Here is a 13,522-nt window from a genome sequence, read left to right on the forward strand (position 1 = left end):
AATTCTGTGAAAACAGAACTAGCAAAAACTAACATACCAAATTACCAAGCAGAACTTAAAATCATCAATCTTGAAATGGAGTATATCAAAACTCAAATAAGGCAGTTATCTAAAACAAATGGTGACACAAATGTAACAAATTGGTGGCGATTACGGTAATTCAGAAAAGATACTACAATTTGGCAACGGGTAATACAAACTTTAAAGCTTTTATGGCATATTATCCAACCTCTATTGAGCATATTTTGGCGGAGTTAGAGAGAATTGATCTGCTGATTCGAGTCCAAATATGGAGAATGCAGCACATTCAGACAGGTGACAACGAATTGCAGGGACTTTTGATTTCGGAACAAGAGATAGAGCAACTCCTCACAAAACCCATCGGTTTACCCCGTTGGGCAAATGTTCCGACACCATTGTCCTCAATCGAGGTTCAAACTGCCCTCAAAAGAATGACAGCTAATATTGCTCAATGTCAAACTGAGAGTATCCAAAAAAGTATCAAATTACGCTTGCATGAATTAGTCTGTCACTTTCAACTCACACCAATTGACAGGGATACGCTACTAATTTGTTTAGCTCCCGAATTAGATTCGGGTTACGAGCGTCTTTATGCTTATCTTCAAGATGATGTGAGAAAGAAGCGTCCCTCTGTAGACTTGGTGTTGAATTTGCTCTGTGCAGATTTCAAAAGCAAGCTAACAACGCGTCAAAATTTCCTGTCTACTGCTCCCCTGCTCAAACATCAACTGCTGCATTTATTTGATGATTCATCACAGCAGCAAGTACCACTACTAAGTAAATATCTCAAACTAGATGAACGGGTGGTCAATTATTTACTTGGTAGTGACGAACTCGACACCCGGCTTTTACCCTATGCTAAATGCACCTGGCCTCAAACGAAACTTGAAGATTTGTTACTGCCACTTGAAATAAAAGAACGCTTAGGCTTACTAGCCCAGGAGAAACAAGTAATAAAAACCGGACTAATATTTTACTTCCAAGGAACTTACGGAGTCGGCAAGCACACTACTGCTGAGGCCTTTTGTCAGGAATTGGGAATTGGGTTGTTGACAGTAGAGTTAGAAAGACTATTGCAGGCGGAAGCGGAAGAATTTGAAACAATTATGGCTCTAGCTTGTCGTGAAGCAGTTTTGCAGTCAGCAGCTATTTACTGGGAAGACTTTGACAGACTTTTAACAGATGGCAAAGCCACTTGGCGATTAGCCCTACTGCGACAAGTGCAGGAGATGCATTTGCTGACCTTTTTAGCCGGTGATACTACCTGGGAACCATCCAATGTACAATCTGAATTGACCTTTTTGCGAGTGGAATTTCTTCTCCCAACAGCAGCCCAACGCGTGGAATTATGGGCGAAGTTTGTAGGGGAAGACATTGCATCGCTACCCGATTTGGCGAACAAATTCCGTTTTAGCGGCGGACAAATTCGGGATGCGGCAGCTACGGCACGCAATTTAGCTTGCTGGCGATATCCAACGCAAGGGCAGGTCACGATAAATAACCTCTACGCAGCATGTCGCTTGCAATCGAATCGCCAGTTAAGTGCAATGGCTCGCAAAATTACACCACGCTACAAGTGGTCAGACATTATCTTGCCTGATCAACAAGAAGGCATTATACAAGAACTTTGTAATTACGTCAAGTATCGCAGCCGAGTTTATGACGAGTGGGGCTTTGAGAAAAAGCTATCTTTAGGTAAAGGGCTAAATATTCTCTTTGCTGGGCCTCCTGGTACGGGCAAAACAATGGCGGCTGAGGTTGTGGCGGGTGAATTGGAGTTAGACTTATATAAAATAGACCTTTCGGCAGTGGTCAGCAAGTATATTGGCGAAACAGAAAAGCACCTTTCCCGCATCTTCCAAGAGGCAGAAACTAGTAATGCAATTCTGTTTTTTGATGAAGCCGATGCCCTATTTGGCAAGCGTACCGAGGTAAGTGATGCCCATGACCGCTACGCCAACCTTGAGGTCAGCTACCTCTTGCAAAGAATGGAGGAGTACGACGGCGTAGTGATTTTGGCAACGAATTTCCGCAAAAATATGGATGAAGCGTTTGTGCGACGGCTGCATTTCAGTATCGATTTTCCTTTGCCAGATGAGAAGCATCGCCGCCGGATTTGGCAGAAGCTTTGGCCGGAGGCTACGCCTCGCAGTGCAGATTTGGATTTGGATTTTATGGCGCGTCGCTTTGAGATTGCAGGGGGGAATATACGCAATATTGCGCTAGCGGCAGCTTTTTTGGCGGCTGATGAGGGTGGGGAGGTGAAAATGTCTCACTTGGTGCGGGCGACGAGGCGGGAGTATCAGAAGATGGGGAAGGTGTTGATGAACGGGGAGTTTGGGGAGTATGCGGGTCAGTTATAATTTGGGATTTTAGATTGTTAGAGTCAGGACGGCATTAGGAAGCAGCGTAGATTTAACAGAACGTAAAGAGCGGTTTATAAGGAAGCAAAATATTTTTGAAATTTGTATTATTTAATATCCAGGGATAATATTATGTTTCATCGTAAGCAGGGGCAGATATCATCCAAAAGCAATAAAGTTTTACAAAAGCAACAACAAAAAACGACGAAAATCGCAGATGAGGCACATTCGATAGTTCAAAAGGTGAAAGCTGACCCTAGTTCACTAAGTGCAGATCAGATGTTAACCCTTCAGGAGACGATAGGGAATCGGGCAGCTAATCGGCTGTTAGCTGGTCGAAATGCAGCACCAGTGCAGGCAAAGTTGACTATTGGGCAGCCTGGGGACAATTACGAGCCGGAGGCAAAGGAAGAGGATGCGATGGGTCAGCAAGCATTCAAATCATCTGTAAGTGATAGATCAAAAGAAATAATACAAAGACAAGCTATCAAACTTGAAGGTGAGGAATTAAGTGACCCAATGAAAGAAAGATTAAACACCGCTTTTGATCAGTTTAACGCCAAGGTGTTGTCTACTTCATTTCTGTCCCAGGGTCAGACTAATCAAGTGGTAATTTGGGGAATCAAAAGTACGAATGACTTTAAAGACTATGGCAGCACAACTTTTTATATAGGCAATAGTAACCAAGGATATCAAGCACAAGACTATGGACAATTTACAGAAATCTGGCAATGGGCATTAAACAATCCTATACCAAAGGATATCTCAGTGCGAATAGTCATAGCTGTAAATTTAAGCATTAATAGGACTACGCAGCAATTGTTTGCAACGCTACTACACGAATGGCATGTACATGCTGTTAAGTGGAAAGGTCTGATCGAATATATACGAGAAGATAAAGGGAATTTTGCAGCACCATGGATACAGGGGCAGGGTTATGAAAGAAGGGGCAAAGGAGAGCATAAAGCTTATGCCAACATGTCCGACCAGGATATCGAATCGATGGTGGATGAACTAAATCTTGAAGAGAAAGACAAAAAAACTGTAATACAACTCTTAAAAAGGGATCGTGATCGGTATGACAAGAACACTGGGGAAATATAAGTTAGGGCGGCGGACGAATCCTCAGCAAGAGAGCGATCGCCTTAAATGCCAGAAGTGTAATCACTCATCAGTAGGTTTGCTTGATTAGGGAAACCTAATAAATCTGATCATGAGTGCAATTAATATAGACAGATTGTAGAGCAATAATTTACACCACGGATATGTAGCATTATGTTTTACCATCAACAGAGGCAAATTTCCAAGAAAAGCAACAAGGATTTGCGAAAACGACAACAGACAACTTATAGACCAGTGCCACAAACAAATGCTACGCATCCAGCAATACTCATTCAGAGAGTCAAACTTAATCCTAATTCGCTAAATACAGATGATGTGTTGACACTTCAAGAAACAATTGGCAATCGAGCGGCTACTCAGCTTTTGGCTAACAGCAGTGGACAGTACGTACAGCCAAAACTAACAATAGGAGAACCAGGAGATAAGTACGAGCAGGAAGCAGATCAGGTAGCAGCAGAATTTGTGCAGTATATGAATGCGCCTGCGTTACTACAGGCAAGTCAGAATGAATCCATCCAACGACAGGATATGGAAGATGACGAGTTGAATATGAAGCCAATGTTGCAGCGTCAGCCTGATGGTGGGGCAGCAACATCAGACTTGGAAACTTCTATCAATCAGGCACGGGGTGGTGGACAACCACTAGCAGACAATATCCGGGAACCAATAGAGCAAGCATTGGGGGCTGATTTCAGTGGGGTGAAGATTCACACAGATGCCCAATCTGACCAGTTGAATCAATCGATTCAGGCTCGCGCTTTCACAACGGGGCAGGATGTATTTTTTCGGCAGGGGGAGTATAATCCAAAAAGTCGGGGTGGACAGGAGTTGCTGGCCCATGAGTTAACTCATGTAGTGCAGCAGAGTGGAGGGACTGTGCAGCGATCGCCTTACCGAGCAGAAGATTTTGCTGCAATATCGAACCACGATGCCACTAACCCCCCACAAATCCAGTTATACAGTGCGATGGAAGCGTCCGAGCTAATAGAGAATAAGTATAAAGCGTGGAGACAATGGTATTACGAAGTTTGTATACCAGCCATGCAAACAATAGCGGCCAAAGCAGGTCAAGACTTTAATCAATATTTAGCCACCAAGTCCCAGGACGAATTTGAACAAGCTATGACCTCTCTACACACAGAGGCAAAAGATGAGCGCTACTCTAGCTGGAGCGAGAATTTCAGGCGACTATCTTCAACTGACAATTCATTAGTTCAATCAGATAAGTACCCGGGAATGAATCGTGTATCAAGAACAAATATACTGGTTAGCAATCTTATAAATGAGAACGACGAGAATTTACAAAGATTCATAACCCTATACAACAGTGATGATATGACTTGGTATAGAGGTCTTAGCATCTCCCACTTTTCTTACAAGCAATTGCGGGAAGCGGGTGTGTTAGGGTCTGAAGGTACGGCGGACATACCCACATTCACGATGGACAATGACTCCCCGACCCGTTGGCTTCCAGGCTTGTATAACGCACAATTGGCTGATGCTGTAGCCCACCGAGTGGATGCTGAGGATGCGGGAATAAGAGAAATCGCAATGAGGAAGGACATACCGATAGGAGTCACGGTTCAGTACCCGATAAAACCACCAACGCATGTAGCATTCCTGAATGATGGGGAACAAGTGATTCGAGGACCGATCACGGGTGCAAGAGTATATCGAGTGATTCTATTGGGGCCAAGCGGCTATAGTTATCGATTGAAAAACGGAAGCACAAACGACCTTCCTCCCGCAGCACCTTATCAAGCAAGCGCTGGGTCTCAAGCGATAATGGCGTGGGAGACTGCCATTGACACATGGCTGTTGAACCATCCGTAAATGGTCGGATAACATTGGGGTGTTGCCACCCCGCAGTCCTCTAAGAACGGCTCGTGACTGTTACCAATCAAGCCGCTCAAGCTGAGGTAACTTCCCAGTTGTTGAGTGTTGAAGAAAGCTTCTGCAGTTTGAAATTCACTCATCAGCAAACGTTGTTTCCAAATCGCAGCATATGTTCAATATCAAATCTTTGTCTGTAGCTTTCTATTAAGTATTTCTACTTAATTGCTCGAACCAATAGTTTTTTTCGCGATCGCCTCTACCTGAAAAACTAGTTCTTTTATACTACATCTGGAATTTCAAAATGGGGGTTAATACTCTATTTATTTCAAAATGAGAATTGCTGGCCAACCCTCACACAGGTAGCACATTTTGGAGCTACACAAGAAAAATCTCCTGATTTCGCACAAGAATTGTCAGAGAAAATTTCCAGTGATAACAACGAGAAGCTAGGTGATGAACCTCCTTTTTAAGGTAATACTAAGATGAATACTTGAGTATCCAGCTTAAGAATTAAGAATAATGTCATTATGAGTTAGTCCAGACACTCATAGTGGCATTATTTTTTTACTCTTTCTCAAGAAGACTTTGATAGAATCACTTCAAATGAGTAAAAAAACACCCTTGAAAATGCCAAAAAATCAGACTAAAATAATTGCCGCCTTCAACCAATCTGGTGGAGCTGGTAAGACCACCACAGTTCATAATATTGGGTATCATCTTGCTCAAAAACACCGAGTCTTGCTTATAGATATGGACCCACAAGCAAGTCTGACAACCTTTATGGGAATAGAACCCAAGGAGCTAAAAGATGAGCAAACAATATATGCTGCTATCACCGAACGCGGGCCGCTATATATTTGGCAAGAACCCATCCATAATATGCATCTTATACCCAGCAATAATGCTCTAACCGGAGCTGAAATTGAACTAGGGCGCGATATCACAACTGACGCTCGACAAAAACTCAAGTTTGCACTTGAACCAATAGTCAGCGAATATGATTACATCTTAATTGATTGTCCTCCCTCACTAGGATACCTAAGCATCATGAGCGTCATGGCAGCTACCCACCTGCTGATACCAGTTCAGACAGAATATAAGTGCTACGCTGCTACAGAACAACTGCTAACAACAATCGCCCGTCTTAAGAAAGGAGGACACAAGGACTTACAAATCGCAGCTTTTATCCCAACTCAACACGATAAACGCACCCTCCAACAATCAGGTATACTCGAAACCATTAAAAAACAAATCGAAGGACGTGCTCATATAACTACACCCATTCCCAAATCGATAGACTTTCCAAGTGCATCACAAGCGCATCTCCCGCTTGTTCTGTGGAAGAAAAATCACCCGGCAGTTAGTATTCTAGAAGAAATCACAAATTACCTCATCAAACTATAATTATGACTAAACAAGTTGAACTAAAAGCATACGATAAAAACGCACTCGATGATTTATTTAGTGGTACTAGCCAAGAAGATTCAGGCAACAAAAACACTATCACCCTGCCAATAGATTCAATTATTCTCCCCCCATCGCAACCTCGTCGGTACTTTGACCCGCAAAAAATTCAATCTCTTGCAGAAAATATTAAAGAAAATGGGTTGCTCTCCCCGATTGTAGTTAGATCCACAAGTAGTAACGACGAATTTGAACTAGTTGCAGGTGAACGTCGCCTGCGAGCAAGCAAACTTGCCGGACTCGAAGATATTCCCGTCAATATAATCGACTGTGATGAGAATGCTGCTGCTCGCATCCGCTTGGTTGAAAACCTCCAACGCGAAGACCTCAACGCTTATGAGGAAACTATCGGTATCGTCGAACTACTTGCAGCGATATTGAATATTGACCAAAAGGATGTAGTTTATCTCCTAAACCGGATGCTAGATGAGGAAAAAAATAAAGTTCCCCAAAACGTTTTGGGGAGTAATGAAAGTCTTATCATACAAGACTTGTTCTCTAAACTTGGCAAAATTACCTGGCAGTCGTTTGCCACAACGCGCCTACCTCTACTCAAACTACCAAGTGATATCCAAGATGTACTCATAAGAGGGCAGTTAGAGTATACCAAAGCCCATGCGATCGCACGGGTAAAGAATGAACAAGCGAGGGGAAAAATAGTAAAGCAGGCGATTGATGAGGGGTTGTCACTATCGCAGATAAAAGAGATAGTAGAGAGTATTATGTCAGCAGGTACAACAGATAAAAAAGAAACCCCCTTTCAACAGCTAGCATCAAGAGGAAAAAATGTACAAGGACTATTAAAAAAACATAGGAGGTTCATAGAAAATGACAAAAAAATAACAAATAAAATCAATCGGCTGTTAGATCAGATAGAAGAACTATTTCCATCTGAAACAGAGAATACAGAGATGGAAAACCTAAAATAAAGAAGCAAGCGAGATAATAATCATTCCTCTCTTCGCTGAAAACATATATAAAGCATTTCAGTTACCCTATTTATCTCGCTTCGTACTTTTCTTTAATACTTTTAATCGCACTCTCAGTTAGCTTAACGTCTTGAACTTTCCCTTGGAATTGATAGAGGTTCTTAGCTTTTTGGCTCTAGTCTTCCACGTTACGCTTACTCTGTTGAATACTGCCGATGTCTGCTATTTCTTTTGACTTTCGCTCTTCACGTGCGTTTTGAAGTCCATCCGCAGATTTTGTTTCAAAGCCCTGTGACATCAACTTGACTCCTGAAGATTTTCGGATAACAGCATTGAAGTCTTCTCATTGTTCTTGTTCTTAAGTCAAGTACATTTTTTACACCTTTGTTTATGCAAATCTTACTTAATTTGTCAAGTTCACCCTATACTAAATTAGATGAGCTTACCCTGATAATTAAGGCTAAACGCAATGCATGAGAACTTACTTTTAATTATCAAGGAAGATGATGCTCAGGAGGGGGTGAATTAATCTGATCAGATTTACTTGGTTCGTGAGGAAATTACGCCAAAAAATTCGAGATTTATTGGATATAGTCTGGTTTCGTGTTTTACTGGCCATCGTGATTGCTTATTTGTTAATGCTGACATTCAGTCACATCGAACAGTGGAATAAGCAACAGCCTATTTGTAAATCTCAAGATTCATTCTTGCAGTGTTTTTACAAACAAGCATTATCAGTTATTGGGGTGGCTAACATTGAAGCTTTTAGTATCCTAGCAGCAGCCAGCTTATATTTATTGGAAAGTAGGGAGCGCAGACGCAATACTATTTATCAAGCATGGCAAGTCATTGATCATGCGGCTGCGGCAAATGTATCAACTAGCTACGCCAGAATCAAAGCATTAGAAGATTTAAATCAGTATGGTGTGTCTTTAAAAGCTTTAGATTTACCTGGTGCTGATTTACATGAAATTGACTTGGCTGGTGCGGATCTGTGTGTTGCTAATCTCAATTATGCCAATCTCATCTATGCTAATCTCAAGCGAGCTAATCTCACTGATGCTCAATTAGAAGGTGCTAACCTCAGTCGTGCCAGGCTTAAAGAAGCTAATCTCACCTATGCTAACCTCAATAGTGTCCAGTTAGAAGCTGCTAACTTAACCCGTGCCAATTTAACTAATACAGACCTTGGTGGTGCTAACCTTGGTGGTGCTGATCTACAAGCAGCTATTCTAGAATTTGCGGTTCTCAATGGTGTGGATTTAGAAATCGCTAATCTTACAGATGCAAAATTACAAGGCGCTCAATTAGAAGGTGCAGACCTCAGTGATACTAATTTAGAGGGGGCAGACCTGAAAAATGCGTACCTCATCGATGCCAATTTCACCCGTGCTAATCTCAAAAATACCGATTTGCGAGGTACTCAAGACCTCAGTGTTGAGCAAATTCAAGCTGCTAATAACTGGAGACTAGCCAAGTATGATCGCTACTTTTGTATCCAATTAGGTTTACCTGTAGAACCAGAAAAATCAGTACAGCAGAATCACACAGATACACCAGACACCAAAAGGCTTTTTTAAGAGCGGGAAATTAAGTCAATCTCCTACTTATTTCATATTTTGAAACTTGAAAATTACACTATACCAGTAGCCCAGCTACTATTCCTAGGTGATCTATATTTTTAATTTTTGCTTCTGATATTGGAGACATTTTTTACTTCTCGAAATTTTTGAGTTTTTTTGATTGTCTCATTCCTGGTATCGTCCATAAGTCATCATCACAAAATAATCTATGTTTACTTTTGTGAAAGACTTGAAACCAAGCATTTATCAGCTTTTTACAGACTTTGTACTTTCCAATCTAGGTTTATTCTTCATCCCGACTTACTTAAAGCTTCTGAGTCTTTTTATTTACTCGTATCAAAGCCGATTTGCGTAATGTTTTGTACTACATTATGAAGTGCGGAATGTGGGTTTTAAAAAAACATCATTCGGCAAGAATTGAACAGCTTCAATTTCGGCGTAACCCCTCGGAATACTTGGCTACACTTAAAAGTATGCTCCTCTAGTAAGTTTTGCCGCTCTAGAAAAAAACATCATTCGGCGAGAATTGAGCAGTTTCAATTTCGGCGTAATCCCTCGGAATACTTGGCTAATCTTGAGAGTCTGCTTCTCTAGCAAGTTTTACCGCTCTAGAAAAAAAGAGCCGCACCCATTTTAAATGTACAGCTTTTGATTCATGAGAGAATTATGCCAAGCCCTCTTTGCTATCACCTGCTGTTAACCTAATCAAACCGGCTGAATTTGTCTTTTGAATTAACTCAACGAAACGAGAATTTATTCTGTTATGTGTGTATACCCGATGACTCGAAGAAATTTACTCTTTTGCTTACTACTAGTTTCTCTAGTTTTTACTGGTGCTTGTTCTAACCAGACTTCCGACAATAATTCGACCAATACCACCAGCCGCTCTTCCACCAATAAAAAAGTAATTCGCATTGCCATCGGAACCCAAGATCAAACCATTAACACGGTAACAGGGGGTGCAGTCATTCGAGAGGAAAAACTTTTAGAAAAATACTTACCCAAAACTGGTAAGTATGAAAATGTAGAATACAAAATCGAATGGACAAGCTATACATCAGGACCTCCGATAAACAATAAGATGCTAGCAAATCAAATCGATATTGGTATGATGGGTGACTTTCCATTGACCATTAATGTGACAACTTTTCAGCAGAAGGGAAATGGTGTAAGAACTATTTACATTGGCAGCCTTGCCTACAGTCCAAATGGAGCGGGAAATGCTGTGGTAGTTCCCAAAAATAGTTCTATTAATTCTTTAAATCAGTTGAAGGGTAAGCAAGTTTCTGTGCCTTTTGGTTCAGCAGCTCATGGAATGTTGTTAAAAGCTTTAAAGGATGTAGGGATCAATCCGGAAAAAGATGTAAATCTGACTAGTCAAAGTCCAGAAGTTGGCGGAAGCAGTTTGAAGACTGGTCAAATTGATGCTCATGCTAACTTTGTTCCTTTTGGTGAGCTATTTCCTTTTCGGGGTTTTGCTCGAAAAATATTTGACGGAGCAGAGACAGGAGTTCCAACCTTTCATGGAGTATTAGTTCGCTCAGATTTTGCGAAAGAAAATCCAGAAATTGTTGTGGCTTATCTGAAAGCATTATTAGAAGCAAATAAGGTGTTTCGAGAACAGCCAGAGGCGATAGCAACTAAAGTAGAGAAATGGTGTGGGGTTGAGCGTGAAGTTGTGTATATGTTTCTTGGCCCCTCTGGGTTACAACAGATTAATCCAACAATTCGTCAAGTTAACTTTGAGGCTTTAAAAAATAGCGTTGTCACCTTGAAGCAATTGGGTCGGTTAGATGCTACTGTCAATCCCGAAGATGTGACAAAGTGGGCAGATGATAGCTATTTGCGTCAAGCTATGAAAGAAGTAGGTCTCAATTATGATGAGGTTGCAAATGCAAAAGATTTTGTGATTTCAGGTGAAGATGCTCAAACTAAAGAACCGATTAAAGATCCGAAAATGGCTGCCCAACTCTGGCTCAAAGGTAACGATAAGGTGATGAATTTTGCCTCAATCAAAAACATGATGGCAATGTCACAAAAACTGAAGGCTGAAGGTAAACAAGATAAAGGCGTAATCTTTGTTCATGATCGCAATCATGGCTGGAAACTACTGGCAGAAAATTCTTTCTATGTTCAAAATGGCAATGAAATTTCTGCATTCTTAACTCAGAAAGAAGCTCAAGACTTTGCTCAAAAATCAGGTGTCAAGGTTGTTGATTTCAAAGGACTACAGCAATCATATGCTCAAAATCAGCAACTTTCAAAGTTATAAAACTTAAAGATTGTTTTAAGGCATTGTCATAAAAGAACTGCGAAATTTATGAGAAGCTAATTTGGGGACACCTAACTATCTAGAGGTATTCAATGTCTGGCCCATTTTCTGAACGTTCTTCACTCAAAACCAGAGTGTTTGGAGGCTTCAGCGCCACAATCGCCCACTCATTGAATGTGTTGTACCGCCGTGAGCAATCGCCCTTCCACTTCCTTTTTAGCCCCAAGGGATTCCGGCGGGTTTTTTCTCTAGTGTTGTTTTTTGGTGTTTGGCAATTTTTCTGCACAATCAAATTCAACTTCTTTATTAACTTCACGCTGATACCCTCACCCTTAGAAGTTCTGGGATCAACTATCGAGTTTTTCTCCAACAACCCGATGCTGCATATTTGGGCAAGCGCAGCTCGGGTACTATCTGGCTTTGCGATCGCAGCTGTGGTTGGCATTAGTCTGGGTATCTTTATAGGCTGGTTCCAGCAAATTGAAGACTTGATATTTCCACCCTTGGAGCTATTGAGACCGATTCCCGCCGTCGCCTGGATTCCTCTGGCGATTCTAATGTTTCCCTCTTCAGAATCAGGAATGATTTATATCACGTTCATCGGCGCGTTCTTCCCAATTCTGATCAGCACCATTCGAGGTGTTGAGAATACAGATTTATTACTACTGCGAGTGGGTCAATGCTTGGGAGCAAAGCAGTGGCATCTATTCAAAGATATTGTTGTGCCAGGAGCAATGCCCAGTATTGCCAGTGGTCTGGTGATTGGCATGGGCAACGCCTGGTTCTGCTTGGTAACGGCTGAAATTCTGGCAGGCCGTTATGGTATAGGCTATCTGACTTGGGAATCCTATGTGACATCGAACTATCCCCCAATCGTCATGGGGATGTTACTGATTGGTTTAATGGGTGCTTTTAGCACCTATGCGGTTGATAAACTGACTCGATTGCTAATGCCTTGGCGAGTGACGAAAAAGCAGAGTCCATAAATTCATTGAATAAGGCAAGAGGCAACAATCAACAATCAACAATCATTGCTGTACGTCCAGGAGATTTACCACAAATGGCAACACTGGCAGATATAAGTTCGGTGCGATCGCTTAAAGGATTTGTCGAGATTGAGAATTTATCTGTCTGTTTTAGGCGAAAGGGTCATACGGTACAAGTTTTAGATTCTATCAATCTTCAAATCCATCCTGGTGAATTTACTTGTTTATTGGGGCCGTCAGGCTGTGGAAAATCAACGATTCTGAATGCGATCGCTGGATTTATCAAACCAACTAGCGGCTGTATTTTTGTTGACAAAAAACAAGTCAGTACTCCCGGTGCTGATCGGGGTTTTGTTTTCCAGCAGTATTCTTTGTTGCCTTGGAAAACAACATTTCAAAATATCGAGTTTGGGCTGAAAATTCAGGGAGTGCCAAAATCAAAACGACAGGAGTTGGTGAATGATTTCTTGAATCAAGTGGGTCTGTATAAGCACCGTCATTCCTACCCTTATCAGCTTTCAGGAGGAATGCAGCAACGTGCAAGTATTGTCAGAGCATTAGTAAACTCTCCTTCTGTACTACTGATGGATGAACCGTTTGCAGCTTTGGATGCCCAAACACGTCAGATGATGCGAGAGCTATTGTTAACGATTTGGAATAATTTCCAAACAACGGTGATTTTTGTGACTCATGATATTGAGGAAGCTGTTTTTCTGAGTGACAAAATCTTTGTCATGGGCTTTAATCCCGGTAATATCAAAGCGAAGATTGATGTGTCTCTAGAGCGTCCTCGCCATACCGATAGTCTATTGTCCCCTGAATTTGTCAAACTGAATCGGCAAATTTTTGAGTTAATTCGGGAAGAAACGCTCAAAAGCATGGAGTTAGATTAATCACAAAAAAAACAGTATTTTCTACAGGGTGATTGCAAGGACTAGAGAGGAAT

At 41.5% G+C, this 13,522-nt stretch carries 9 protein-coding genes; all 9 read left to right on the forward strand.

Annotated elements, in window-relative coordinates; all coding sequences use genetic code 11:
* Positions 1-143 precede the first annotated feature (143 nt).
* The 9 genes from AC5JMK_RS14830 (at position 144) to AC5JMK_RS14870 (ending at position 13,469) form a co-directional block, all read left to right on the forward strand.
* Positions 144-2,384 (forward strand): AAA family ATPase, encoded by a 2,241-nt coding sequence (locus AC5JMK_RS14830; RefSeq protein WP_495910439.1) that lies wholly within the window; start codon positions 144-146, stop codon positions 2,382-2,384.
* Between the two features lie 132 nt (positions 2,385-2,516).
* Positions 2,517-3,488, forward strand: a complete 972-nt coding sequence (locus AC5JMK_RS14835; RefSeq protein ID WP_096679581.1) for a hypothetical protein — start codon at positions 2,517-2,519, stop codon at positions 3,486-3,488.
* 171 nt (positions 3,489-3,659) lie between these two features.
* Positions 3,660-5,339 (forward strand): eCIS core domain-containing protein, encoded by a 1,680-nt coding sequence (locus tag AC5JMK_RS14840; protein WP_495910440.1) that lies wholly within the window; start codon positions 3,660-3,662, stop codon positions 5,337-5,339.
* A gap of 630 nt (positions 5,340-5,969) precedes the next feature.
* Entirely contained in the window at positions 5,970-6,746 is a 777-nt protein-coding gene (locus AC5JMK_RS14845; protein ID WP_096679829.1) for a ParA family protein, read from the forward strand.
* A 2-nt stretch (positions 6,747-6,748) separates the two neighbouring features.
* Positions 6,749-7,735: a ParB/RepB/Spo0J family partition protein gene (locus AC5JMK_RS14850; protein WP_096679585.1), complete on the forward strand. Its 987-nt coding sequence runs from the start codon at positions 6,749-6,751 to the stop codon at positions 7,733-7,735.
* A 551-nt stretch (positions 7,736-8,286) separates the two neighbouring features.
* Positions 8,287-9,315, forward strand: coding sequence for a pentapeptide repeat-containing protein (locus AC5JMK_RS14855; RefSeq protein ID WP_096679587.1), 1,029 nt, complete (start codon positions 8,287-8,289; stop codon positions 9,313-9,315).
* 781 nt (positions 9,316-10,096) lie between these two features.
* On the forward strand, positions 10,097-11,590 hold the full coding sequence (locus AC5JMK_RS14860; RefSeq protein WP_495910441.1) for an ABC transporter substrate-binding protein: 1,494 nt from the start codon (positions 10,097-10,099) through the stop codon (positions 11,588-11,590).
* A 92-nt stretch (positions 11,591-11,682) separates the two neighbouring features.
* Positions 11,683-12,576: an ABC transporter permease gene (locus tag AC5JMK_RS14865; RefSeq protein ID WP_096679591.1), complete on the forward strand. Its 894-nt coding sequence runs from the start codon at positions 11,683-11,685 to the stop codon at positions 12,574-12,576.
* Between the two features lie 5 nt (positions 12,577-12,581).
* Positions 12,582-13,469: an ABC transporter ATP-binding protein gene (locus AC5JMK_RS14870; protein WP_495910442.1), complete on the forward strand. Its 888-nt coding sequence runs from the start codon at positions 12,582-12,584 to the stop codon at positions 13,467-13,469.
* The last annotated feature ends 53 nt before the right edge of the window (positions 13,470-13,522 follow it).

The sequence above is a fragment of the Pelatocladus sp. genome, from assembly GCF_059505505.1.

Coding starts and splice junctions, on each gene's coding strand:
- AC5JMK_RS14835 (WP_096679581.1), top strand. CDS start 2,517: ATGTTTCATCGTAAGCAGGGGCAGATATCATCCAAAAGCAATAAAGTT.
- AC5JMK_RS14840 (WP_495910440.1), top strand. CDS start 3,660: ATGTTTTACCATCAACAGAGGCAAATTTCCAAGAAAAGCAACAAGGAT.
- AC5JMK_RS14845 (WP_096679829.1), top strand. CDS start 5,970: ATGCCAAAAAATCAGACTAAAATAATTGCCGCCTTCAACCAATCTGGT.
- AC5JMK_RS14850 (WP_096679585.1), top strand. CDS start 6,749: ATGACTAAACAAGTTGAACTAAAAGCATACGATAAAAACGCACTCGAT.
- AC5JMK_RS14860 (WP_495910441.1), top strand. CDS start 10,097: ATGACTCGAAGAAATTTACTCTTTTGCTTACTACTAGTTTCTCTAGTT.
- AC5JMK_RS14865 (WP_096679591.1), top strand. CDS start 11,683: ATGTCTGGCCCATTTTCTGAACGTTCTTCACTCAAAACCAGAGTGTTT.